This is a genomic window from Helicobacter canis, assembly GCF_900451095.1.
Lineage (GTDB): Bacteria > Campylobacterota > Campylobacteria > Campylobacterales > Helicobacteraceae > Helicobacter_B > Helicobacter_B zhangjianzhongii.
This window is the reverse complement of the sequence record NZ_UGHV01000001.1, coordinates 937,562-960,728: the sequence shown is the minus strand read 5'-3', so window position 1 is coordinate 960,728 and position 23,167 is coordinate 937,562. Positions and strand designations below refer to the sequence as shown.

Below are 23,167 nucleotides of genomic sequence, written 5' to 3'. Positions count from 1 at the left end.
ATTAAGATCCTTTACCCCCTGTGCAGATTCTAGCACTAGAGAAGCTAAGCGCGCAAAGAAGAAATTTGTTATTCATATAGATCTTTATATCATCATAAGGATTGCTATCATAGAGATAATCAAAAGAATCTGTCTTGCTAGGGCGTGGAGATATGAGAGAAAAATCATCTAGAGAATACACAATATGCTTTGGCTTCTTATGCTCTAGCAAATAGCGCAAGATCACCGCCCTTGTATCAAAGGAGCTTCCCGCCATAGAAATATTGACCCATTTGCCACCGAGATTTTGCTCAACTTCACTTGCTAGATTGTTTTGCAGCATACAAGAGCCTAGGATATAGTGGCTAAAGTCATAATGTGTGATGATGCCTTTGTTTTGCACTCGTGTATCATCTGTGAAGGCTATATCGCGGAAATATGGTTTGTGATAGAGCTGCAAAGGATCATACACATACAGCAAGCACAAAAGAGCCGCCGCACACACGATCATCTGGACAAACACTAAAGCAGCAAAAACTCTATGCGACATACAAACTCCTAGAAATTAAAGTATAAAAACGCACTATACGCATTGCCACCTATGTAAAACAAAGAAATAGTGAGCAAAAGTGCGCAAATCGTGGTGTTGTAGAATCTCATCGTAAGATTTGTGGTGATGGCATAACTATTGCGTAAAAATAATGTAACAACAAAGCCAGCGACAAGGAAAATAGCCATAAAAATAGAGCTTTCAAATTTCACGACATTTTCAATCCACAGCACACTAAAATCCACCCCCCAATCGCGCAAAACCCCAAGTCTAGATTCTAGGCTTTTGGGTAGCACCACCTCTCCACCAAACATTCCTTTAAGCAGGTTGATTGCTCCTTGCACATTTTCAGCTCTAAAAAACACCCAAGCGATATTGACAAAATTAAAAGTAAGCAGCCAGCACAGAAGGATATAGGCTTTGCTTTGCATAAAGCGAGCATATACCACCCTAGAATCCAGCTTTTTATACAAAAGCATATAACCCCTATGCACTACCATTGCTAGCCCGTGCAAGCTCCCCCATATCACAAACCCCCACCCAGCTCCGTGCCACACTCCGCTTAAAAACGCCACGATAAACAGATTTCTTAATGTAAGCAGATTATTAAGCCACGATTCTTTTTTCTGTGGTGCAGGCTCGCGGCAGTATCTTTGAGCTAAAAATGGGGCTTTACAAGGCGATTCAAGGGATTTACCTTGAATGCTAATGAGTGCAGAATCGCCGCTGTAATCGCCATTTTGAGTCAAAGAGACAACGCGTTTAATATTTTGATTGCCCCCTAGTGGGATATAGAGATACTCTTTCAAAAATCTCCCTAAAGTGATATGCCACTTTCTCCAAAACTCCGCGATATTTAATGCCTTATAAGGTGAGCTAAAATTGATAGGCAAAATGATCCCAAAAAGCAGCCCCAGCCCTATTGCCATATCGCAATACCCGCTAAAATCAAAGTAAAGCTCAAAGGTATAGCTTAAGCTTGTCGCCCACGATTCTAAGCAATTTAAAACAGCTCCATTTTCTACCGCGCTAAATCCAGCATTTGCCCATTTGGCAAAGCTATCGGCGATGACTACTTTTTTAAAAAGACCGATGGAGAAGATGAAGAGACCTTTGGCGATGTATTCCCAATTTATAATACTAGGCGTTGGCTTTTGCATTTGGAGCGATTCAGTTTTTTTGGAGGATTCGGCTTTACTAAAGAAACCTGCTTCGGCTTCGCCTTGCACCGCTTCGCTTGTTTTGCGCGATAAATCTTTGATTGCATCGCCTAGCTCACGCGATAGACACTCAAGTCTTATCTCCTTGCGCGGCTCGCAAAGCAAAGATTTCTCATAGCAAATCCTAGAATCCTGTGCGGTGTTTTTTACATTTTCAGCTTCAAGGTTAGAATCCACTTTTCCAAAAGTGGCGTTATTTCTGTCATTGCGAGCAAGCGCGGCAGCGGTTGCGTGGCAATCCATTTGCGTTTTATCAAAAGTGGATTCTAGGTTTTGTGTCTGTGTTTGTGTGGATTGCCGCGCCGACAAGTCGGCTCGCAATGACAAGAAGGGCGATTTTTCACACTCGGCTTGTTTTTCTTCAAGGATTTTAGGAATTGCGGTGGGGCTATGGGAGCTTTTTGTGGAATGCTCGCCCAAGATCAAAGCCCTCCTGCCCATTGCGTGAAACTGCGGCATCATCTCTTTATGATGCACAATCGGTCCGGCAATTAGCTGAGGGAAGAAAGTGATAAACAAGCAGTAATCCAAAAAATTCGTATATGGGATTTCTTGTGTTGGATTGCTGGATTCTGGGGCTGATTCTCTCTCTGTGGCTTGCTTATAACAATCCACAAGAAAAGCGATTTGCTGGAATGTTACAAACGATAAGGCTAAGGGCAGGAGAATATGCGGCAGCGGGATAGCAAAGTCTAAAGCTAAAAGCTTGGTAAAAAGATTGAAATTCTCTAAGAAAAAATCAGTGTATTTAAAGATACCTAGCAAGCAGAGATTGAAGGCAATGCCAAGGATTAAAAGGGCTTTGGCAGAGAGCTTATTGTAAAACACATTTTGTGTTGTAAATGATTTGGCTTGTGGGCTAGAATCGTGGCTTTGTGAAAAAGTGGATTCTAGGGGTTGAGTGGTTTTTGTGATTTGTGTTTCAGTGCCGCTTTTGGATTCTAAGATTTTTGAGCTAGAATCGGCGTTTTGTGAGTTTTGTGGTGCAAAGTCGCTCGCGGTTGGATTTGTAATTTCAGTGCCGCTTTTGGATTCTAGGATTGTAGATGAGAAATCGCCGCTTTCAAGGCGTGGGCGAAGGGATTTATCTAGGCGATAATGAGCAAGCCCACGCCGCAGAATCGGTGATTTATCGCTACAAGCCGAATCCCTCCGCAAAAAGCCTACGCGCCTAAGTTCCCCCCCCCCCCCCGTTTCTACCACGCAAAATCCCCCTAACCACACCATAATTCACAAGCATTGAGCCTAGTAGTATAGGCAGATAGATAAGCTTCCAATAGGCGTAGAAAAACAAGCTTGCTAGCACTAAGAAGCCTTTAGCAAGGGTCATATACACGCTAGAGTTTTGTGTGATACTAAGGGCTTTAAGGAGATGAAAGATAGCCCACACTATGGGCAAAAAGCAAAAGATAAAAAGATAGGAGTTAAAGAGCATAGGGGTCCTTTGGGGGGTTAGTTATTTGCGAGCATAGTCATCTGCTAGGCGCACGATGTCATCTTCGCCAAGGTATTCACCCATTTGCACCTCAATCACCACAAGGGGGATTTTCCCGGGGTTTTCTAGCCTGTGGGGCTGCCCCATAGGAATATAGGTGGATTGATTAGTTTGTAAAAATATCTCTTTATCCCCTAGCTGCACCACTGCGCTGCCATTGACAATGATCCAATGCTCATTGCGATGAAAATGCTTCTGCAAGCTTAGGCGAGATTTTGGCTTGACGATGATTTGCTTGATTTTATAAAAACTAGATTCTAGCAAGATCGTGTAGCTCCCCCACGGGCGATAGGTCGTGCGATGTGTGCGTGCAAGCTCGGGGTAAGATTCACGCAAATGCGGCAGCACCTCTTTAATACGCGCCGACTCGCCCATCTTGCTAACAAGCAAGCAATCATCACTATCGACAATTATCATATCCTCCACGCCTACGCCTACAACAGGTCGAGAAGATAAGATAAAGTTATTCCTAGAATCCTTGGCGATGAAGTGGGTATTTGTGGCGTTGTTTTGCGCATCTTTTGGGTATTCTTCACTCAAGGATTCAAAGCTCCCCACATCACTCCAGCGCAGCTGGCTTGTGATACAAGCAATATTATCTGCCTTTTCCATTAGGGCATAATCAATACTCTCTTCCCTAAGCCCTTGACTTAGCTCCCTGTCTAGCCGCACGCATTCTTGCTCATCGATTATTTGGCTTTGACTTTGGGCAAAGATCTCTTCACAAAGAGTGTAGATGTCATTAGCGTGGTGTTTTAGCCCATCAAGCAGCACACTAGCCTTGAAGCAAAACATACCGCTATTCCAAAAATACTCCCCAGAATCCACATATTTCTGCGCGGTTTTGGATTCTGGCTTTTCATAGAAGCCTAGCACACGCCCGCTGCCCTGCTCCACGCGGATATAGCCATAGCCTGTGTGCGGACTTGTAGGCGTGATCCCAAAAGTTACGATTTGATTATGTCTAGCTTGCTCTAAAGCCTGCTCTATGCAGGATTGATAATTGTCTTTGGCGATTAAATGATCGCTTGGCAGTGCTAGGATAATCTCATCGCCTCCATAGTGCTTTTGCGTATGCAAAGCAGCCATAGCTAGAGCTGGGGCGGTGTTTTTCCCATAGGATTCTAGGATAAAGTGATCAATCTGCACGCCTAGATCGTGGGCTTGATCTTTAGCAAGAAAATAGAGCGATTCATTGGTGATGATTTGTATCTTTGGCTCTCTGCCCTGCTCTGCGCACAATGCCACATTGCGCGCTAAAGTCTCTTGAAAAAGTGAAGTAGCGTATTTGTCTGTTTTGGGGAGAATGTGGGCAAACTGCTTGGGCAAAAGCTCGCGAGAAAGTGGAAAAAGCCTAGTCCCAGAGCCACCACATAAAATACTAACAACCATACCACACTCCAAAGTTACGCAAAAAAGGGGCCTGACACCTAGCCCCTAAGTATTAGTAAGAGAATTTAGCAAACACTTTTAGTGCATTGTCGCTGAAGTTTGAGCTGCTGCCTGTGATGTTATTTTTGATATACGCGTAGCCTACACCAAGGTCAAGCCCCATATTTTTCTGCTGCCATACATGGAAATTCGACATAAGAGAGTATTCTTGATATGTCCCAAATGCTGCCATCGCATCAAGTCGCACCCACTTAAAGTCAAATCCACCAAACACATAGCCATAGAATGAGCCATTAGCGAAATATGGCGCGATATTGGCACTTGAGCCAGCAAAGCTTCTACCATAGAATTTAGAAGAATCACTAAGCGCGTAGATATGGCTTCCTGCTCCACCTAGCACACCCACGATCCCCGCACCAAAGAGAAACTGCTTCTTATAGCGGAATGACTGATCCCCCCATACAAGCCCAGAGATAGAGTCTTTTGGGCGGTCCCAGTATTGAAACATACCTTGTAGCACTGTGGTCCCCTCTAAGCCCTTGAAGTCAAAGGCATAGCCAGCTTTCAAACCACCTTGCAGTAAGAGTGCGTTTGCTGTGCCAGCACCGCTGTGGAAAAGCACGAAAGGCTTAAGCAAAAAGCCCTTATAAGTAAAATCCACACCCCCAGCGACTAACTCACCTTTGCCAAAAAGAGGGTTTTTGCTTGTGCCATTCATATAGGCAGTTAGGCTTGAGAGATCACCTGCGATCCTATCACCTTGCAAATAGTTGTGCTGCTTGCCATTGTAGAGATAGGAGTTGGCATAAGTAAGCCAATAGACCATTTTATCTTCATAGGTTGTAAAGCGCAGTGAAAGCCCTTGCACATTGCCTTGTAGCCAATCAAACTTCATAAAGTCGTTTTTAAATCGCCCAGCATAGAAAGAAATCAAGCGGTTTTTATACCCAATGTAAGCTTCTGAAGCATCGCCAGCACTCCCATAAGGCTTCGCCTTACTATCGCTATCATAAGGTGTCCAAGCACCAATTGCCCCAAGCCCCCAGCGGAAGCCATTTGTCAGCGAGAAATCCGCCCCAGCATTTGCCAACACACCAGCAAAATGCTTGCCGCCGCCGCTAAAGTCAATGGAGCCTAGCGCACCGAGCTTGCCATAAGTGCTTACATTGATATCCACCGCATTTGCAGCACTAAGGGCTAGCAGTGAGCCTAGAGCCACACTCTTAAAACCTACGAAGTTCTTCATCACATTTCCTTTTTGTCAAAATAAGCGCGGATTATAGCTAAAGTTTTCTTAAACCAATCAGCTACTTCTGCGGTAGCTCATAGACATAAAAATGCGCAGGTAGATTCCAGATATTGCCTGAAAAGACAAGATTGCTAGAGTCTTTTGCTAAGGCATATTTTATCAGTGTTTTTATGCCTACAAAGCCAAGATTTAGCCCAAAATCTGCGTGGTATATGCGCTTGTAGGTAGAATCTAAATGCGCGATATACTCACTATTGACAAAATTACTGCTATAAGGCGTTAGGATTAGGTATTGCGGCTGTGGCGCGGCTTTTGTGCTGTCGCTTTGGCTAGAATCCACTTTTTCAAAAGTGGATTCTAGGCTCTTGCGCAATGGATTATACATATCTCTATCAGGGACAATAGTCGCTTTGACTCCAGCATATTCAAGCCATTTTTCAAAGCTATAGCACACTTCGCTTTTTTCTATCAATGTGCAATCCACGCCTTCAAGCATTATGCTAACAGGCTTATTTTGGCTAGAGAAAAATGCTAGAGTGGATTGGAGATTTTGCCCAGAGGCTTTGTAGTGGGCAATTGTATGAGCGGAGTAAAAAAGTGAGTTGCTTACAAAAATCCCCACACAAAGCGCGATCACCACTGCAAAAACCTTGCGCACAAAGCCACTTAAATGCGTCCATAAAGCAGAGATAGCACTTAATGCCACAAGCCCAAAAATATAGCCCGGAAGCGGATAATGCGCGCTAGAGATATTAAGCACCAAATACGCCCCCATAAATGCCGCACACGCACAAAGACTAGAATCCAGTATTGGTATAAATGGCGTGCTTTTAGGGCTTGCTCTATAAGTGCGCACAATCACAAACACTCGGTAGAAACATAGCAGCGGCACAAGCACGAACAAAAACGGCTCATTCATAATGTAAGTGAAAAGATTTTTAGCAAAGACTATAAGCGGATTATGCAGTGTATCGCCATATCTACCGCTAGTAGTTTTCTGCGCGATAACAAAGACATAATACGCTACCACCCATACCACACAAGCACATAGTAGTAGCACATCAAAGACCATAAGCTTGCGGTTTGGCAAGGCGCGATGATTGACAGAATGCTTGTTGAGAAAAGTTAGCAGCAAGTGCGTGAAAGCAAAGCTACCAATTAAGATAAAAGCCGTTTCTTTATAAAAGCAAGCGATCATCGCACTAAGCGCACCTATAATAAGCACAATCACACTTAGCACGCCCCTATTGTTTGCGACAAAAGCATAGCTTGCAAGCACAATGCTTAAAAACACAAACTCCATTCGTTCAGGCACAAAAAGCCGAAACCACGAGCCACAAAATGCCGGTGTGAGCAAAAGCAAAGCCACGAGTATGTAGGCGATTGTTTTAGGGGCTTTGGTGTGTGGGGCAATGAAGGGCAAAAGCGTGGCGATAGCATAGCTAAGGCACAATCCCACCACTAGCACACAAAGGGCATTAAAGCCATAAAACACAGAAGCAGAAGCACCAAAAATCGCGCTTAAGACATTGAGATCCTGCCCATCTAGTGGGTAAAATCTGCCAATTTCTGGGATAATGTGATGAGTTAGCGGGATATTTTGCCCTATAAGAAGCGTTTGTATCAGCGTGTGGTCATCAATCACAGCAAAGGCACTATCGTAAAACACGATAAACGCATAGCAGCATAAAAAAGCGAAAAATACAAAAGTAGCGACAGGAGATGAGCTAGAATCTAAATTCTTTGCCCCCCCCCCCCCCGTTTTATACGAAGTTGCGGTGTGGTGTAGCATTGCACTATCCTTTATAAACACTTATTTGAGATAAACAAAAGCGCGATTATAGCAAATGTTTGTTGTAGGCATTGTTTGACTTGCGTATATTTATGGTAGAATTGCGCCTTTAATTTTCAAGCATTCTTAAGCAGGAGTTATTATGAGCGTGCTTTTTATCACAATTGAGATTCTCTTAGCACTTGCCATTGTTGGTGTCGTGCTACTACAAAAATCAAGCTCGCTTGGGCTTGGGGCATATAGCGGGAGTAATGAATCGCTCTTTGGGGCTAAAGGACCAGCAAGCTTTCTGGCGAAATTTACCATTATCCTAGCACTGCTATTTCTAGCAAATACGATTTTCCTAGGCTATCAGCTTAACACCCAAAGGCAAAAGAGTGTATTTGACACAGCTAAATCGGTAGAATCCGCACCGCTTAATGCCCCATTAAATGCGCCACTAGACTCTGGGCTTAATCAACCCTTGCAAGGCACGCTAACCCAGCCAGAGCAATAGCACCCTATCATCAAAGGACAAACAATGACACAAGAGATTATGACTCATACTAAATCCTATATGGAAAAATCCCTAGAATCTTTGCGTAAAGATTTTAGCACCTTGCGCAGTGGCAAGGTATCTGTAAGCGTGCTTGATAATATCCGTGTGAGTTATTATGACACCCCCACCCCACTCAATCAAGTAGGCTCTGTCATCGCCCAAGATGCAAGCACCATTGTCATCACGCCGTGGGAAAAGTCTTTGCTAAAAGATATAGAAAAAGCGATCCAAGAAGCCAATATCGGTGTCAATCCAAATTCTGATAGCGAATGTATCAAGCTATTTTTCCCACCGATGACCCAAGAGCAGCGCAAAGACATCGCCAAAGAGGCAAAGGCTATGGGCGAAAAGGCAAAAATCGCTGTGCGCAATATCCGCCAAGATGGCAACAACCACATCAAAAAGCTTGAAAAAGATAAGCAAATCACCGAAGACATTAGCAAAAAAGCTCAAGATGATGTGCAAAAGCTCACCGATGAGTTTGTCAAAAAGATTGATGAAATGGTCAAACACAAAGAAGAAGAGGTTATGAAAATCTAATGCAAGCACTTAATATCGAACAAATCTACAAAGATGCAAACGCCCTTTTAGAAGGGCATTTTCTCCTAAGCAGTGGGAATCACTCCACCCACTATCTCCAATCCGCCAAAGTGCTTGAAAATCCACAAATCGCTAGCCAGCTAGGCTGTGCATTAGCAGCACAAATCATAGCTGCTGGCATACAAGCAGATACCATTTGCTCCCCTGCGCTTGGGGGGATTCTAGCAGGCTATGAGCTTGCGCGAGCACTTGGCGTGCGGTTTATTTTCACAGAGCGAGTCGATGGGGCAATGCAGCTGCGGCGTGGATTTGATGTAAGAATGGGCGAAAAGGTCATTATATGCGAAGACATCATCACCACAGGCGGCTCTGCACTAGAATCCGCGCGGTGTGTGGAGTTTCTTGGAGCAGAGGTAGTGGCGTATGCTGGGCTTGCTAATCGCGGATTTTGCGTGCGTGCAAATGGAGAGCAGACAAGCAAAAAGCCCGAGTGTCGCCTGCCAGATTCTATCCCGCTCTTTGCCTTAGAGGATTTCATCTTCACAATGTATGATCCCAAAGACTGCCCACTTTGTGCGCAAAACCACAAAGCCATAAAGCCCGGCTCTAGGGGAAATTAGCCCTACTATGCCAAGCAAATCGCCAAGCAAATCCGCACCACCAAGCTCTACGCCACTAAGCAAATCTACATCAAAAAAGCCGCGCTTCCGCACGATAAAAAAACAGCATAAAAGTGTCAATACGCCAAATGTCCGCACACACACTCTCTCTGCCATAGCTAGAGAGATATTTTTAGTCCGTAGGCTCAAGGCATTGCTTGTTGATATGTTTATGATTTATACACCTATTTTGTATTGTGCGTATTGGATTCTAGGCGGTGCGCAAGGCTTTAGAGATAGTCAGCTTGCGATTTTTGTATGCTTTGTCTCCTATGCAAGCATTTGCGCGCTATTTATCGCTAAAAGTGGGCAGACACCGGGGCTGCGCTATGTATGCTTGCAACTTGTGGATACAAGCTACACACCAGAATCTACACAATCCCCGCATAGGCAAGTTGGTTTTATGCGTGCTTTTGTGCGTGTGTTTGTGTGGGCATTTACTTGTGCGATTGTGGTTGGATTTGTCGCGCCATTTGTATCCCAAAGCCGCCAATGCCTACACGATCGCTGGCTCAAAACAAAGCTAATCGATAGAGATACGCCTATGCCAAATGCCCCAAAAGCATAGCCATATGGAGAATCCATTAGGAAGATCCACGAAGTTGGCACATATTTTGCTTTATGCTTACTAACTTTCAAAAAAAGGATGTTTGATGACAAGTATCACACAGAGAATCAAGATGATGTCAGTTGCGACAATTACAGCCCTAAGCCTTGTCGCGTGCGTTGGGACACAAGAGGGTGTTGGGCTCACTCCGCCAAGTGCTGATTTTCACCCAACAGGCATTGAAAATCCAAGCTTTGGTGGTGTCAATCCCCCAATGATCAATCCACCCTTGGCAAATCCGGGACCTATCATTGGCAGTAACCCTATGGTAGAAGAAGATGATGACATCGCTCCATCAAAAGGGGGTAGTGAGCCTATCATCCAAAACAATCCAAATCTAACCCCAAGCAATGTGATTGAGCTACAAGTAACAGGCACAGGAGTCGCACCGCAAAACTCCATATCCCCAGCGCAATCAACAGCCCTAGCCAAACGCGCAGCAATGATTGATGCCTATAAGCTCCTTGGTGAAAAAATGTATGGCGTGAAATTAAATGGTCAAGACACAGTGGAAAATATGGCGATCACAAGCTCAACGGTAAAATCCAAAGTCCAAGCTCTCGTGCGTGGTGCAGATGTCGTGAATGTCGATTGTAAGTCTGGATTATGCCAAGTAACAATGGAGCTTAAACTTGATGGTCGCGTGTGGTATCGCGCGCTTGGTGGGCGATAACTAGCGTGAAATCTCTTGCATCTCTATGTGGCATTGCGCTGCTTGCCCTATTGCCTATCTTTGTGGGCGGCTGCGCAAACTTGGGGGTCTTAGATCTCTTTTCTGACAAACCCGTAAGCAAGGACGCTCTCTCTCAATACAATCAACAAAAGCAAGAAAACGCGCCCAAAAAGGCTACCGGCAAGCGCGTGCTATACATAAAATCCCGTATTTTTAACTACTATGACTATGCGACATTTGCTGTCAATAAAAAGCAAGAGATTTTTATCGAGCTTTTTGCTGGGGGCAAAACCATTGGGACACTAGAAGTCAATAAACGCAGAATCTGCATTCTAAAGGACTGCGCACGCAAGTGGCCTGTGGCTAAGGAGTTTTTCGGCAAGGTGAGTTATGGGGATTTGTTTGATGATATATTTTTCCAGCGCGATATTTTTGGTGGAGTGGGAAAAGTCATCGAGAGAGATGGCGCGTTGGTGCAGCGATTTCAAAAAAATGGCGAGATCATCTACTATCGGCGCACAAAAGATGGCGTGCTGTTTAAAAATATGAGCAATGGTGTGATTGTGTCATTGCACAAATACCAAGAGCCAAGAGTGCCAAAAGAGCTAGAAGAAGAAGCCTAACAAGCCCAACATCTCCCAACAATCTTTTGCTATCTTTTACCCCTGCCTAGAATCCACTTTTATCACCACCCCAACCGCACAGATCAAATCAAAGCTCCATAGCACAAGCTAGATTCTAGGGCTTTCTCACTACACACACGATCGCTCAAAACTAGATTCTAGTCAATTAGCGATCGATTAAGCCATAATTGATAGGAATACTTAGTAAAACAATCTTGCTTGGCTTGGGGAAAGACTTATGCGCTGCTTGGATCGTCTGTATTGCTTGCTTATTTAAAATATCTCCTGTATTGGAACGCACGACCCGCAGTCCTTCAAGACTCCCATCAGGCTTTAGGCAAAACTCCACGACCACAGTGCCTTGCATACCGCGGATTCTAGCGAGCTGTGGATAATCGTGCTTGCGTGCTATGGCAGCTTGCACCTTGGCATAAAACTCATCGCTTATGCCCTCATTATGCGCTAAAAGCTCTTGTGTAGAGCCTTGGGAGTCTTGATTAGACGCGCTCTCTTGTATCTCCTCGCCATCTTTATGCGTAGTCTGCTTGGATTCTAGTGGCGAGTCGTGTCTTTGCTCTTGGTCTTGCAGGATCTCTTGAGTTGGGATTGGGTGCTTTGTCTTATGCTTTTGCTTATGGTGCTGATTTTGTGCGTGCTTGGGCTTTGTGGGCTTAGAGTAGGTCTTTTGCGGGGCATTTGTGTTAATACTTGCTAGGCTCATTGTGATCGGTGCGCTCCCTACTTGAGCGATTGTATCTTGGCTAAACACCCCCACAACCCACGACAAACCAAGCAAATGCACGCCAAGTGAGATTGCAAAGCCTATAAACGATGGGGTTTTAAGGTGTTTGTGCAGTGATGGAAAAATTCTCATGCCCTTTGTCCTTAATAATACTAATGATTTGCACAAAGCTTTCAAACCTCGCGTCTTTGTCGCTTTTGACCTCAATCATCGTTGCATTATCAATAGCATTGATCGCCTCGCGCAACGCACTAGAATCTAGCTCCTTATCATCGATATAGATATGATTGTCCGCGTTAATAAGAATCTGCACGACCTTATCATCTGCCTTTTTTTCGACATTGTCGGCTTGGGGGAGATTGATGGGGATTTTACCTTGAGCGATAAATGTCGAGACACTTAGCACAATAGCTAGCAAAACAAGCATCACATCGATAAAAGGCACGATATTTAGCCCCTCCGCACGCCTAGGCTTCATCGCTATCCTTTCTCTCTTTTCTATATTGTGCAGTGGATTGTGATTTTTGCGCTTTGTAGCGGTTGCTTAGCACATCACAACGGCGCAAGAGAATATTATAAACCATAAGCGTAGGGATAGCCACGCACAGCCCAAGTGCGGTTGCTTTTAGCGCGAGTGAAAGCCCCACCATAATTGTCTTAGCATCCATTCCGCCGCTCATACCCATATCATAAAATGTAATCATTATCCCACACACCGTCCCAAGCAGCCCGACATAAGGGGCATTTGAATAGATGATATATAAAGCAGTGAGATTTTTGCTAAGAGATTCTTCTAGCGCATCAAGACTTGCAAAGACACCTACATCAACACGCGCATAGAAAATAATCCGCTCAACACTAAACCACAAGGCAAAAAAGCTCATCGCCCCAAGCACCGCAAACACGATAAAATCAATATTTTCTCGCAGAAAATCCATACCCAACCCCTTGCAAGCTAAATGTCAGCTAGATTCCCATATTTCCTAGAATCTAAGAATCATTTTTATTTTAGTGTGATAGTAATATGTGTTTAATAAAAATAAGATAAAACAACAAACCCACCACAAAGCGCGGATTTTAGTATATAATCGCGCCTTGTGATTATGCCCTAGCCATCACGCTAGCCAGCCCTAAGTCCCGAACGCTACCACTCCATACACGAGCATTGCAATGAGATCACAAGTATCCAAAGACTACAACAAAGACCGCTTAAAGCAAAATCTTAATGCCTTTATCAGCCACGAATCTTTCAGCGGCGTGCTGCTGTTTTTCTGCGTGGTGTTTGCTATGCTTGTGGCAAATTCCAAATTCTCTGTGCTGTATTTCGCGCTAAAAGAGCTTGAGCTAGGCGCGTTTTTGGGTCCTTATCACACAGGAATGAGTATGGAGCATTTTGTCAATGATGTAGCGATGAGCTTATTTTTCTTAATGATGGGGCTTGAGATGAAGCGCGAGATCCTCTATGGCGAGCTTGCTGGGTTTAAAAAGATCATTTTCCCAATGCTTGCTGCCATTGGCGGGATCATCGTGCCTATAGGGATTTATCTCTTCTTCAACCACGGCACCCCAAGTGCCAATGGCTTTGGTGTGGCAATGAGCACAGATACGGCATTTGCGCTAGGGGCGATTTTGTTTCTAGGCAAGAGAGTGCCGCTAAGCTGCAAGGTGTTTTTGGTAACTTTGGCAGTTGTTGATGATTTGGGGGCGATTTTAGTTATCGTGCTGTTTTATACAAGCACTCTGCATATCGGCTGGCTACTTGTGGCAGGGGCGATATTTGCCCTACTTGTGTATATCAACCACAAGGACACCTACAAGCTCCCGATCTTTTTGCTACTTGGGGTGGGCTTATGGATCGCAGTCTTTAATAGTGGCGTGCATGCCACTGTGGCAGCGGTGATTTTGGCATTTTGTATCCCGGGGCGATCCAATGTCTCTGATACTTGCTTGCTAAATCTTAAAAAGGAGCTAGAGGGGATTTATACAATGGTGCAAAGTGGGAGAAATTTCTTTGAGACCAGCATAGAGCACGCCAAATTTAGCCTACGCGGGATCTGGGAGAGTCTCACGCGCTTTTTTATCGATAATAGCCCTAGAAGACAATTTGACTTGCAAGAGCAAAGCAAGCGCGTGCAGATTCTAGACTCTATCTCGCGCTACTCCTTGCAAGCCCAGAATCCACTTTTGCGCTTACAGAGTGTCTTGCACCCGCTTTGCTCGTATTTCATCGTGCCTTTGTTTGCCTTCATCAATGCAGGCGTGCAGATAGATTCTAGTGTCAATCTTAATATTGATGCGATATTTTTAGGCACGGTTGTGGGGCTTGTGGTAGGCAAGCCGCTAGGGATTTTTGCCTTTGCCTATCTTGGAGTCAAGCTCAAAATCGCCACAAAGCCCCCTACACTTAGCTTCACACAAGTGTTTGCCGTAGGCACACTTGCGGGGATTGGCTTTACGATGTCGATTTTTGTCGCAAATATCGCATATATCAATCTCGAATACGGCAGAGAGGCTGTTATGGTCTCTAAGCTTGCGATTTTATATGCTTCATCATTGGCATTATTGCTTGGGATCGCTATGCTCTGGCTTAGCACAAGGGCAAAGCCAGAGACCAAATCCCCTTAGCTACCCGCGCATTTGGTGTGTAGTTTTGGATACTCTCTTGTAAAATCTGCGTAAATTTATAACTCTTTTGCATAAAGTTGGCTAGAATCGCGTAATTTTACAAAAAGGACATCTATGCAAGCAAATGCACAAATGCTAAAGAATATGATTGGCTTGGGGCTAGCTGGGAACTTTGCCAATCACCTAGAGCAAGCAGGAGAGGCAAAGGATTTTGCTTGCATTATATGTGATGATGAGAATGCCCCTAAGGGAATGTTCCCTTTCTATGTGCCGCAAGATTCTGGGATTTTGGGGCGATTTTGCTTCAATGATGAAGCTATTATCCTGCCGCAAGATTCTACTTTGCGCATACAAGCAGAGCCAGAAGTCGCCTTGGAGTGTGAGATCATTTATGAAGGTGATTCATCAAAAGTCATAGCCGTAGAGCCTAGATTTTTTATGGCGTGCAATGACACTTCCGTGCGCAACGACCCAAACGCCACCAAACTCTCCCAAAAGAAAAATTTCTCCCTAGGCTCTAAAGGACTTGGCAGGAAGCTATGCATTGATAACTTTACAAAATCTGGAGTCTGCCAGCAGTATTCACTCGCATCATTTATCCGCAAGCAAGGCGCAGAGCTTGAGCCTTATGGCGAGTGCAGCACACTCTGCTCATATAGCTATTTTTATCGCACGCTTACAGATTGGATCGCTTGCAAGCTCAATACGCAAAAAGACCTAAGCGTGCTAGAAAATCTACAAGACATCTTGGCGCGCTCACACTATCCGCGGCAAGCCATCATCTCTGTGGGAGCTACGCGCTATATGCCACAATACGAAAACTACTTCCTACAAGAAAATGATGAAATCGCCATTGTAGTCTTTAACCACAACACCCACACCTATGAGCAGATCCAAGCCCTAGTCGCTTCCAAATCCCTTGACCCCCACATATCTGCGCTATACCAACGCGTGCAAAGACACGCCTAGGCTTCAAGCCCCAATCGCGCGGGACTCTGCTCTTTGGCGCGGAGACAGATTAAAAGTGGATTCTAAGAAAACGCCCAAAAGGCAGAAAGACTAGAATCTCTAGCACGCCATTATCATTGCGAGCGAAATTATTTTCTCATCGTAAGCCACGCGCTAGCAAAGCGGGCGATCCACAAAATCACGCCCAAAATCGCCCCTTTCATCAACCCCCCCAGAATCCACTTTTGACATTAAAGCCCTTTTCCGTCATTGCGAGACTTCCGCTAGGAAGTCGTGGCGATCCATAAAAACACATAATCACAAAAAGTGGATTCTAGTGCAAAAGTGGATTCTAGGCGTTAGGCTTCTCTAAGTAGTGCAAAAGCTCATCAGAGGTCTCTTCAAGTGCCTTGACATTATCGATAATAGCACTAGAAGAATCGATCGTGATAGGCTCTGTGATACGCGTGATCGCATCGCTTGCGTGGTGCAAGATCTTATCTGTGATCATCTCGCACTCACTTTGCGGGCAGTTTTTGTATAGTCTATCTACCACGCTCTCATCATTGATAAGCCTAGAGATAGGCTGGGCAGAGTCTAAGTCCATTGGGGCTTGGGTATTGAGCGAGTCATATACACGCGTCTTGAAAGAAATGTGATCAAGCTTTGCCACGGATAAAATCAAGCCCTCCGCAAGCTTGGCAAAAATACTATCAAGCGATGAGCTACTCTCATCAACCCTGCTAAACACTTCGTTAAATTCTGTGATTTTAGATTCTGAATCTTGCGCGATTTGCGAGACTCGCTCGCTTCCGCTTTGGATTGTCTCCATTTCTTGCTGCATTGTTTGGATAGAGACAGAGATTTGGTTTGTAGCTTGCTGGGTTTTCTCCGCGAGCTTTCTTACCTCATCTGCCACCACGGCAAAGCCCCGTCCGTGCTCCCCTGCTCTTGCGGCTTCGATAGCGGCATTTAGGGCTAGGAGATTTGTTTGATCGGCGATGTCTGAAATGATCCCAACTACATTGCCAATGTCTTTGGACTTTTCTGCAAAGCTCTCCACAGAGCTATTGTTAGCTTCGATCAATTCTAAAAGATTGTTGATTGACTGCGTTAGGACAATGATGTCTTGCTTGCTCTCTTTAGAAGAGTTGCTGATTTCTTGGATATTAGAATCCACTTTTTTCATATAGGATATATCTTGATTTAGCCCATTGGCGATTTCGCTTAAATCTCTGGTTTGATGAGAGAGGCTGAGATTCATTAGATTTTTGCTTAGGGCATTTTTCACACTCTCTTTGGCGTTTTGCTCGATTTGTGTTAGGGCGTGATTGATACCTTGGATATTTTGGGCAAATGTCCCATCAAGCCCACCACTCAAAGCGTGGCGATAATACTCGCCCTTTTGCGAGCAGGCGATAGCTGTTTGCACCTCGCGCAAAAACGCTTCTAAGTGATCGATAAGGTTATTGAGATTCTCACAAATGTGTGCCACAGGGGTATTGCCCCTAATATGCACTATGCGCCCCTCAAACTTCCCATCTGCATATTGCTTGCTCACTTGCAAAAGTGATTTGAGCAAATACTCATCTTTGCGACCTAGCACAAGAGCAAGCACCGCACCAATGCCCACAAGCACAAGCGCGACACACGCATACCAGATAGAATCTAGCGCGATACCTAGCCCCACCCCAAGCACACTTAAAGCAATAAGAGCGATATTGATTGTTTTTGCATTCATCACGCACCCCTTTGTAGCTCAAAGATAAATTCATTATACTCTTTTCCTGCTAAGGCGGCTTCTAAAATCGCTATGCTAGATTCTATGGAGCCATTTCTCTCAGCTTCTACCATAGCGCGATAGAGTGGCTCAATGCTTTCAAGCGCACGAGGATTTGGCTTCCTGCGCACAGAGTAGTAGCCTACGATGTTTTTGTTTATATCAATTGATGGCGTAACATTAGCAAACACCCAATAGTGCGAATTATCTTTGGTGCGGTTTTTCACAAAGGCAAAGACCTCTTTGCCCTGCTTGATATACTCCCAAAGTAGCTTAAACACTGCCTTTGGCATATCTCTATGGCGGACGATGTTGTGAGGCTTGCCTAGCACCTCATCTTCGCAAAAGCCACTATAAGTGTAGAAGTCGTGATTGCAGTAAGTAATGGCACTTTTTAGGTTTGTCTTTGAAGTGATGAGCGTATCTGTATGTAGCTCTAAGCCTAGGTCTATCATTATTATTCCTTATGTGTATGATTGCTTCTTGCCTTGTAAAAATGGCGTAAAATTGTATCCAACTCACAATAACAATGTGTATAGAAAATCACCTAGAATCTCCCGCCATACCAAACTTTGCCAAAATATAGCCCCTGTGGGCTTGCTGGGATAGAGTAGTGGCGGCGCACTGCATCGCGCTGGGCTAGAAAATCATCTTTAGTGATGATGCCTTTAGATACAGCAAGGCACGCTCCAAGCAGCAGTCGCACCTGCGCACGCAAAAAGGCATTCCCCACGATACGCACGACATAGCACTGCTGCCCTGCATAGATTCTAGGACTTAGGTGCGTGCTATAAATGGTGCGTATGGTGGATTTTGGGCTTGAGCCTGTCTTTGAAAAAAGCGCGAAATTATGCTCCCCCACGCAAAGCCTTAAGCACTCTTGCAAGGCACGATAATCCCCTAGCGACTCTCTTGCGATAAAGGGTGTGAAAAATGGCAGCATAGAATGCGGACTAAACACATAGAGATATGATCTAGCACGGGCACTAAATCGCGGGTGGAAGCTAGAATCCACCTCCCATACTGCGCGAAGCTTGATGTGGGGATAGAGCTTTGGGGCTAGAATCTCACAAAGTCGCCCACTATCCCAGCAGTCTTTAGCACAAATGCGCACGACCATACCTAGAGAATGCACGCCCTTATCCGTGCGCCCTGCGCCAATCACAGGAGAATCAATATCGAGTGTTAATAAAGTGGATTCTAGTGTCTCACTCACGCTTTGTATGCCCGCCGTGCGCTGGGGGGCAAACCCACTAAAGCTCGCTCCATTATAAGCGATCTTTAGCGCGAAGTATTTCATAAATCTTAGAAGATAAGTCCTAAAGTCAAAGCGACTTGGTGCTGTGATTGGCGGACATCTGTGCCAAGGATTTTAGGCTTTTGCCAGCTTGCATCAATACCAATGCTTAATGGCAAGATAGGAATATCAAAGTAAATCCCATAATTTAGCGCGGTCGTATCTGCATAGCCAGCATCTTTAAACCCAGAGTAGCTCGCCCCGATATATGGCGTAAAGCGGAAGATCCTATACCCCATAAGTCCGCCTGCTTGGATATTAGCAAAGCCTTTTTGCTCATCTACTCCAAAGATATAGTTATACTTCACCATAGGCGCGACTGTGAAGCCATTGCCACCAAGCCAGATTCTAGCATAGCCACCTAGATCGCTTGTCTTGCTCGGTGTAGCCATACCATAGCTTACACCTGCTTCTGGGTTGATCTTAAACTTCCCTATACCAATCGCAAAGCTTGATGACACAAGCCCACACAACAATGCCAATGCTACTAATCTTTTCATAGCTTTCTCCTTTGTAAGTAAATAAAAGTCGCCACTATAACACAAAATAATATACGCCTGATAAATATGGCAAATCTAGATTCTAGCGATTGCACATATCTGCATACGCACAATGCACACAGCTTGTCGTATCTTGTGTCTTTTCAAAGCACACTTCGCCACTTGTTTGCTTAAACAGCTCTATAATGCGCTCCTTTTGGGCGTGAAAGTCTTCTTGAGATAAGAGAAGTGCGCGGTCTTTTTGCGGCTTTGCGTCTTTGAGATAATAGACCATAGATTCTATGCGTGCGGGCTTTGTGCCAGCAAGCGCACTAGTATCACTAAAGACAAGCGCGCTAGACTCTAACGCCAAGCGGTAGAATGCTAGCTGCAATAAGTGCTTATCTCTGCTTGCTTTGCTAGGCTTAGAGAGCTTGTAGTCAATCACGCGCCACTTGCCATCTGCTAGCTTATCTATGCGATCGATTTTGCCTGTGATTTTATACTGCTTAGAATCAATCGCAACACTTGAGATAAACCCCTGCTCACACGCCAAAACAAAAAATCCACTCCCAGCAAGTCTCCTTTCTAGCTGCCAAAACCCGCGCAAATCTTGGCGGATTAGCTCATAGCTAAAGCCTTGCGTTTGGGTATGCTGAAGCTGCGTGCGCAAATACTCCTGACACTCTTGCTCAATCATCTGCATACACGCTTTATCACACGCCACACCCACGCGCGCACCATAGGAATGCTCAAGAGCCTTATGCACAAGCTCGCCCAATGCTAGGGAGTCAAAAGTGGATTCTAGTGGCTCTGGCTCTTTAAGCCTAGCGATATAGCGGCAGTAAAACTTGCGCTTGCACTCTGCAAATACCGCCAAGCTTGTAGGCGAAAAGACAAAATCCCCCACTTTTGCCACAATCTCTTCTTCTACATAGGGCTTAGGCTCATTCACAGCAAAAAGCGCATAGAGATTATCGCCATTATCGCGCGTGATAGACACACCTTGTAGCTCTAGCTCATTGAGTAGGCTAGATTCTCTGGCTTCTTCATTGTGCGTGAAAGTTACAAACACACCTTTACGCGCACGCATAAAAAGCTGGTAGTAATAATGCTTTTGGAGGTTTTCTCTATCTTGCAAAGTGGGCATTTGTAGCTTTTCTCTAATGGCGGTGTTTAAAAACACATCGCTCTCTTTGATCCTAGGCAGAAAGCTACTATTGCAATCCACCATAATCACATAATCACACGCAATCCCCCTAGTCTCCAAAACCCCCATAACACGGACTTTCCCGCCAAAGACATCATCAACGCCTAGCTCCTGTATGCGCAAGAAAAGCAGCTCCAAAAGCTGCCCATAGCCAAACTCTTCTAGCGCACTCTCCACACGCAAATAATCCCCTATAATCCCCAGAATCTTTGCCTGCAAGCGTGTAGTAAGCGGACAAGGCGGCAGAGTATCAAGGAGTGCGATATGGCTAGAATCTAAACTAGAATGCGCTTGATAAATAGGGGCATTGGTAGGATCTAGGCTTGTTTGGGTGTTTGCCTTGGCGTTTGCTTGGGTAAAAATATAAGTAAAAATGGATTCTACAAATGCCAAATCACTCATCGCATTTGGTCGCTGCGTGATCGCTTCTAGCACAGAGCGCAGCTCATCACACCACGCGCGGATTTTGGGCGATGAGAGCAGATCCCTCCCCATAGCGTAGTTGAGATTATGCGCAGAATCTAGCAGGGCAAAATACTCGCTAAAGCTCTCATCTGGCGTGATGATAATGATCTCATCGCCACTAACGCCACTTGCCAGCAGCTCGCGCACTTTCTCTAGCACAAAGCTACATTGAGCTATGCGTAGCTCAAAATATAATGCGTGGATATGAATCTGCTTGGGATCAGGCAGGGCGTGCTTGCGTGCAAGTGTAGTGCTGGGGGTAGATCCCATAGCCACGCCACTAGAATCCACTTTTCTACAATCAGCCCCCTTAGAATCCACCTCCCTAGAATCCAAAATAATCGTATAGCTAAACCCCGGCTCTATCTCTGCATACAACCACCGAAAATACGCATAATTATAGCTATCTGTGTCAATGTGAATATATAGCGGAGTATAGGCACTTAGGGCATAGAGCTTGTCTTGCTCAATGGGGTTTAATAGCCCATCAAGATAGATTTCTATCTGGCTAAATCCTTGGACAAATTCCTTAATCACTTCTTGCTTATCATCAAGCCGCTCTAAGCCTAGCTCATCAAGCCTAGCCACAAAGCGCGTATAAATCTCCTCCAAAATCGCCAAATGCTCTTCATAATCCGCATAAATATCGCGCAAAGGGATCTCACTCATCGCAACTTTGTGCCGTGCGATCTCGCGGAAAAATGGCAGGAGAAACTCACTCCCTTGCAAATATCCTAAGAAGCTTTGCTCAAAGACAAGCAGCTTTGTAAGCGCAGGTCTTTGATCTAGTAAGGTGCGCAAAATCGTATGCAGTAAAATCCTATAAATATGCGTAGAAGCCGCGCTTTTGCTAGGGGTAAAAAATGCGCGAGAAAATAGCTCATCAATCCCCATAGCCTTAGGCATAAGCCCCTCTTGCTGGCTGGCATAAAAACTCGTTATAGCCCTTTGTGTCGAAAAGACAAAGAGCCTAGAATCTAGCGTATGCATCACCTATGGTCGAAAAAGCGTGCGCGCACTCCACCATCCAAGTAAAGATGCGATACCAAAAAGCACGATAAACAAAGACACCATAATCCCTATGGTGATCCCACCAATGGCTGGGAATGCTATGAAAATCATCGCAACGGCAATATTTAGCACACCAAGCAATAGCACCACCCAAAATGCACCCGTGTGGAGCTGCCTAAGATCAAACGCATAGACAAATGCCAGCATCCCACGAAACATCGCTAAAAACGCGACAAAATACACAATCGTAGCAGAAGTGGATTCTACTCCCATACTAAAGAAAATAATCGCTAATAGGAGATTAAAAATCCCAGAAAAGAGCAATGCCCTAGCCCCGGCAAACTCTCTCACACGAAAATAGTATAAAATATCTGCCACACCACCTACGCACAAAAATATCGGTAGCAAAAATGCCAAGCTTGCTACAACCTCTAAAGGCGTGAAGCACCCTACCACGCCACCAACAATAATCATCACGCTAAAAAGCACCCAAATAATTGAGCCAAACACTTGCATTTGTATCCTTTCTTCAATGAGATAAATTGTCTAGATTCTACCTAAATGCCTAGAATCTAGCACACCCTAGCTGCACACCCCCTACAACTGCATATCTTGGACAAAGGAGATTTTGGCATTGCACTTTTTGCAGTGATAAGTCTGCCCACTTAGAATCTTTTGATGGATAGTCTCAAGCACCCGAAACGAATCCCTACAATCGCATTTATAAAAATGCCCGATCTCCATTTTTGCCTGCGATATGGCGTCTTCTTGCGCACCGCCTTCAAGCAACTGCGAATTTTTATACTCCTCATACCACCGCTCGATTTTCATATCTTCTTTCATAATATGCTCAACCAGCCAATCGCGCGTGATTATGGCAAGCTTTTGCTTGAAGTCGTATTTGATATTTTGGATAAGATCTGTTACGCGCTCGATCATATCCTTGTGTATTTCTCTGTGTGCGGGGAGATTTGGGTAGCCGATTTGCTCCATATAGGCTTCTTCATCGCGGAAGTGGAATTTCATATAGTCAAAAAGCTCCATCAAAATCGCTTTGATCTCACTAGAATCCACTTGTTTATGGATAAGTATCGCCGCTTGTTTAGCAAGCTTGAAAAGCTGCTGATGCTGCTTATCAATGTGTCCATTATGGACACTATACTGATCATCCCACTCCGGAATAAACATCACAACCCCTAAGCATTTTTGCTAATTATACTAAATAAAACACAAAATCAATCAAGTAAAACCCCCAACAAGCAAAAACCTAAAACTTCGCTATAATGCGCGATT

24 protein-coding genes are annotated in these 23,167 nt (G+C 44.7%); 8 read left to right on the top strand and 16 right to left on the bottom strand.

The annotated features are described in order from the left end of the window. Window position 1 precedes the first annotated feature (1 nt). From DX060_RS04445 to DX060_RS04410, 6 genes are all read right to left on the bottom strand, one after another. Window positions 2-529 carry a hypothetical protein gene (locus DX060_RS04445; protein WP_115011340.1) on the bottom strand — a complete coding sequence of 176 codons (528 nt, stop codon included), beginning with the start codon at window positions 527-529 and terminating at the stop codon, window positions 2-4. Between the two features lie 8 nt (window positions 530-537). Beyond that, window positions 538-2,577 (bottom strand): MBOAT family O-acyltransferase, encoded by a 2,040-nt coding sequence (locus DX060_RS11920; protein WP_258552313.1) that lies wholly within the window; start codon window positions 2,575-2,577, stop codon window positions 538-540. A 343-nt stretch (window positions 2,578-2,920) separates the two neighbouring features. Next, window positions 2,921-3,184 carry a hypothetical protein gene (locus tag DX060_RS04425; RefSeq protein ID WP_115011339.1) on the bottom strand — a complete coding sequence of 88 codons (264 nt, stop codon included), beginning with the start codon at window positions 3,182-3,184 and terminating at the stop codon, window positions 2,921-2,923. Between the two features lie 21 nt (window positions 3,185-3,205). After that, window positions 3,206-4,636 (bottom strand): mannose-1-phosphate guanylyltransferase/mannose-6-phosphate isomerase, encoded by a 1,431-nt coding sequence (locus DX060_RS04420; RefSeq protein ID WP_115011338.1) that lies wholly within the window; start codon window positions 4,634-4,636, stop codon window positions 3,206-3,208. A 52-nt stretch (window positions 4,637-4,688) separates the two neighbouring features. Next, complete coding sequence (locus tag DX060_RS04415) at window positions 4,689-5,882, bottom strand: hypothetical protein (protein ID WP_115011337.1); 1,194 nt, start codon at window positions 5,880-5,882, stop codon at window positions 4,689-4,691. Window positions 5,883-5,943: 61 nt separating this feature from the next. Continuing rightward, window positions 5,944-7,677 (bottom strand): hypothetical protein, encoded by a 1,734-nt coding sequence (locus DX060_RS04410; RefSeq protein ID WP_115011336.1) that lies wholly within the window; start codon window positions 7,675-7,677, stop codon window positions 5,944-5,946. Between the two features lie 142 nt (window positions 7,678-7,819). On the opposite strand from DX060_RS04410, the gene secG reads away from it, so the two are divergent. From secG to DX060_RS04380, 6 genes are all read left to right on the top strand, one after another. Next, window positions 7,820-8,173 carry a preprotein translocase subunit SecG gene (gene secG, locus DX060_RS04405; RefSeq protein WP_115011335.1) on the top strand — a complete coding sequence of 118 codons (354 nt, stop codon included), beginning with the start codon at window positions 7,820-7,822 and terminating at the stop codon, window positions 8,171-8,173. Window positions 8,174-8,197: 24 nt separating this feature from the next. Continuing rightward, window positions 8,198-8,755 (top strand): ribosome recycling factor, encoded by a 558-nt coding sequence (gene frr, locus DX060_RS04400; RefSeq protein ID WP_115011334.1) that lies wholly within the window; start codon window positions 8,198-8,200, stop codon window positions 8,753-8,755. Continuing rightward, window positions 8,755-9,375: an orotate phosphoribosyltransferase gene (gene pyrE / locus DX060_RS04395; RefSeq protein ID WP_115011333.1), complete on the top strand. Its 621-nt coding sequence runs from the start codon at window positions 8,755-8,757 to the stop codon at window positions 9,373-9,375. The genes frr and pyrE overlap by 1 nt, the downstream gene beginning before the upstream one ends. A 7-nt stretch (window positions 9,376-9,382) precedes the next feature. Then, window positions 9,383-9,982, top strand: a complete 600-nt coding sequence (locus tag DX060_RS04390) for an RDD family protein (RefSeq protein WP_115011332.1) — start codon at window positions 9,383-9,385, stop codon at window positions 9,980-9,982. 85 nt (window positions 9,983-10,067) lie between these two features. Beyond that, a complete protein-coding gene (locus tag DX060_RS04385; protein WP_115011331.1) occupies window positions 10,068-10,694 on the top strand; it encodes an LPP20 family lipoprotein in 627 nt (208 codons plus the stop codon). A gap of 5 nt (window positions 10,695-10,699) precedes the next feature. After that, on the top strand, window positions 10,700-11,317 hold the full coding sequence (locus DX060_RS04380; RefSeq protein WP_147278770.1) for an HP0838 family lipoprotein: 618 nt from the start codon (window positions 10,700-10,702) through the stop codon (window positions 11,315-11,317). A 166-nt stretch (window positions 11,318-11,483) separates the two neighbouring features. Here DX060_RS04380 and DX060_RS04375 read toward each other — a convergent pair whose 3' ends face one another. Genes DX060_RS04375 through exbB form a run of 3 tightly spaced genes read right to left on the bottom strand, consistent with a single transcriptional unit; the run spans window position 11,484 to window position 12,997 of the window. Then, window positions 11,484-12,191: an energy transducer TonB gene (locus tag DX060_RS04375; protein ID WP_115011329.1), complete on the bottom strand. Its 708-nt coding sequence runs from the start codon at window positions 12,189-12,191 to the stop codon at window positions 11,484-11,486. Next, entirely contained in the window at window positions 12,157-12,537 is a 381-nt protein-coding gene (gene exbD, locus DX060_RS04370; RefSeq protein WP_115011328.1) for a TonB system transport protein ExbD, read from the bottom strand. The genes DX060_RS04375 and exbD overlap by 35 nt, the downstream gene beginning before the upstream one ends. Further along, complete coding sequence (gene exbB, locus DX060_RS04365) at window positions 12,527-12,997, bottom strand: TonB-system energizer ExbB (protein WP_115011327.1); 471 nt, start codon at window positions 12,995-12,997, stop codon at window positions 12,527-12,529. Before exbB ends, exbD begins: the two co-directional genes overlap by 11 nt. Window positions 12,998-13,229: 232 nt before the next feature. Here exbB and nhaA point away from each other — a divergent pair, with 232 nt between their 5' ends. Then, window positions 13,230-14,684 (top strand): Na+/H+ antiporter NhaA, encoded by a 1,455-nt coding sequence (nhaA, locus tag DX060_RS04360; RefSeq protein WP_115011326.1) that lies wholly within the window; start codon window positions 13,230-13,232, stop codon window positions 14,682-14,684. Between the two features lie 114 nt (window positions 14,685-14,798). Further along, complete coding sequence (locus DX060_RS04355; protein ID WP_258552197.1) at window positions 14,799-15,653, top strand: DUF5718 family protein; 855 nt, start codon at window positions 14,799-14,801, stop codon at window positions 15,651-15,653. Between the two features lie 331 nt (window positions 15,654-15,984). On the opposite strand, the gene DX060_RS04350 is transcribed toward DX060_RS04355, so the two are convergent. The 7 genes from DX060_RS04350 to DX060_RS04320 form a co-directional block, all read right to left on the bottom strand. After that, entirely contained in the window at window positions 15,985-17,373 is a 1,389-nt protein-coding gene (locus DX060_RS04350) for a methyl-accepting chemotaxis protein (RefSeq protein ID WP_115011325.1), read from the bottom strand. Further along, window positions 17,373-17,867, bottom strand: a complete 495-nt coding sequence (locus DX060_RS04345) for a PAS domain-containing protein (RefSeq protein ID WP_115011324.1) — start codon at window positions 17,865-17,867, stop codon at window positions 17,373-17,375. Before DX060_RS04345 ends, DX060_RS04350 begins: the two co-directional genes overlap by 1 nt. A gap of 92 nt (window positions 17,868-17,959) precedes the next feature. Next, window positions 17,960-18,712, bottom strand: coding sequence for a tRNA pseudouridine(38-40) synthase TruA (gene truA, locus DX060_RS04340; RefSeq protein ID WP_115011323.1), 753 nt, complete (start codon window positions 18,710-18,712; stop codon window positions 17,960-17,962). A 5-nt stretch (window positions 18,713-18,717) separates the two neighbouring features. Next, a complete protein-coding gene (locus tag DX060_RS04335) occupies window positions 18,718-19,209 on the bottom strand; it encodes a hypothetical protein (RefSeq protein ID WP_115011322.1) in 492 nt (163 codons plus the stop codon). 82 nt (window positions 19,210-19,291) lie between these two features. Then, entirely contained in the window at window positions 19,292-21,853 is a 2,562-nt protein-coding gene (locus DX060_RS04330; protein WP_115011321.1) for a PD-(D/E)XK nuclease family protein, read from the bottom strand. 3 nt (window positions 21,854-21,856) lie between these two features. Continuing rightward, window positions 21,857-22,390, bottom strand: a complete 534-nt coding sequence (locus DX060_RS04325; protein WP_115011320.1) for an HdeD family acid-resistance protein — start codon at window positions 22,388-22,390, stop codon at window positions 21,857-21,859. Between the two features lie 81 nt (window positions 22,391-22,471). After that, on the bottom strand, window positions 22,472-23,062 hold the full coding sequence (locus tag DX060_RS04320; protein WP_115011319.1) for a bacteriohemerythrin: 591 nt from the start codon (window positions 23,060-23,062) through the stop codon (window positions 22,472-22,474). Window positions 23,063-23,167: the final 105 nt, after the last annotated feature.

What these genes read in the sequence shown, in the direction of transcription:
- exbD (WP_115011328.1), bottom strand. Translation starts at nt 12,537, where the DNA reads ATGAAGCCTAGGCGTGCGGAGGGGCTAAATATCGTGCCTTTTATCGAT.
- truA (WP_115011323.1), bottom strand. Translation starts at nt 18,712, where the DNA reads ATGAAATACTTCGCGCTAAAGATCGCTTATAATGGAGCGAGCTTTAGT.
- exbB (WP_115011327.1), bottom strand. Translation starts at nt 12,997, where the DNA reads ATGGATTTTCTGCGAGAAAATATTGATTTTATCGTGTTTGCGGTGCTT.
- pyrE (WP_115011333.1), top strand. Translation starts at nt 8,755, where the DNA reads ATGCAAGCACTTAATATCGAACAAATCTACAAAGATGCAAACGCCCTT.
- DX060_RS04355 (WP_258552197.1), top strand. Translation starts at nt 14,799, where the DNA reads ATGCAAGCAAATGCACAAATGCTAAAGAATATGATTGGCTTGGGGCTA.
- DX060_RS04425 (WP_115011339.1), bottom strand. Translation starts at nt 3,184, where the DNA reads ATGCTCTTTAACTCCTATCTTTTTATCTTTTGCTTTTTGCCCATAGTG.
- nhaA (WP_115011326.1), top strand. Translation starts at nt 13,230, where the DNA reads ATGAGATCACAAGTATCCAAAGACTACAACAAAGACCGCTTAAAGCAA.
- frr (WP_115011334.1), top strand. Translation starts at nt 8,198, where the DNA reads ATGACACAAGAGATTATGACTCATACTAAATCCTATATGGAAAAATCC.
- DX060_RS04420 (WP_115011338.1), bottom strand. Translation starts at nt 4,636, where the DNA reads ATGGTTGTTAGTATTTTATGTGGTGGCTCTGGGACTAGGCTTTTTCCA.
- DX060_RS04445 (WP_115011340.1), bottom strand. Translation starts at nt 529, where the DNA reads ATGTCGCATAGAGTTTTTGCTGCTTTAGTGTTTGTCCAGATGATCGTG.
- DX060_RS04330 (WP_115011321.1), bottom strand. Translation starts at nt 21,853, where the DNA reads ATGCATACGCTAGATTCTAGGCTCTTTGTCTTTTCGACACAAAGGGCT.
- DX060_RS04410 (WP_115011336.1), bottom strand. Translation starts at nt 7,677, where the DNA reads ATGCTACACCACACCGCAACTTCGTATAAAACGGGGGGGGGGGGGGCA.
- DX060_RS04375 (WP_115011329.1), bottom strand. Translation starts at nt 12,191, where the DNA reads ATGAGAATTTTTCCATCACTGCACAAACACCTTAAAACCCCATCGTTT.
- DX060_RS04390 (WP_115011332.1), top strand. Translation starts at nt 9,383, where the DNA reads ATGCCAAGCAAATCGCCAAGCAAATCCGCACCACCAAGCTCTACGCCA.
- DX060_RS04325 (WP_115011320.1), bottom strand. Translation starts at nt 22,390, where the DNA reads ATGCAAGTGTTTGGCTCAATTATTTGGGTGCTTTTTAGCGTGATGATT.
- DX060_RS04335 (WP_115011322.1), bottom strand. Translation starts at nt 19,209, where the DNA reads ATGAAAAGATTAGTAGCATTGGCATTGTTGTGTGGGCTTGTGTCATCA.
- secG (WP_115011335.1), top strand. Translation starts at nt 7,820, where the DNA reads ATGAGCGTGCTTTTTATCACAATTGAGATTCTCTTAGCACTTGCCATT.
- DX060_RS04415 (WP_115011337.1), bottom strand. Translation starts at nt 5,882, where the DNA reads ATGAAGAACTTCGTAGGTTTTAAGAGTGTGGCTCTAGGCTCACTGCTA.
- DX060_RS04385 (WP_115011331.1), top strand. Translation starts at nt 10,068, where the DNA reads ATGACAAGTATCACACAGAGAATCAAGATGATGTCAGTTGCGACAATT.
- DX060_RS04350 (WP_115011325.1), bottom strand. Translation starts at nt 17,373, where the DNA reads ATGAATGCAAAAACAATCAATATCGCTCTTATTGCTTTAAGTGTGCTT.
- DX060_RS04320 (WP_115011319.1), bottom strand. Translation starts at nt 23,062, where the DNA reads ATGTTTATTCCGGAGTGGGATGATCAGTATAGTGTCCATAATGGACAC.
- DX060_RS04345 (WP_115011324.1), bottom strand. Translation starts at nt 17,867, where the DNA reads ATGATAGACCTAGGCTTAGAGCTACATACAGATACGCTCATCACTTCA.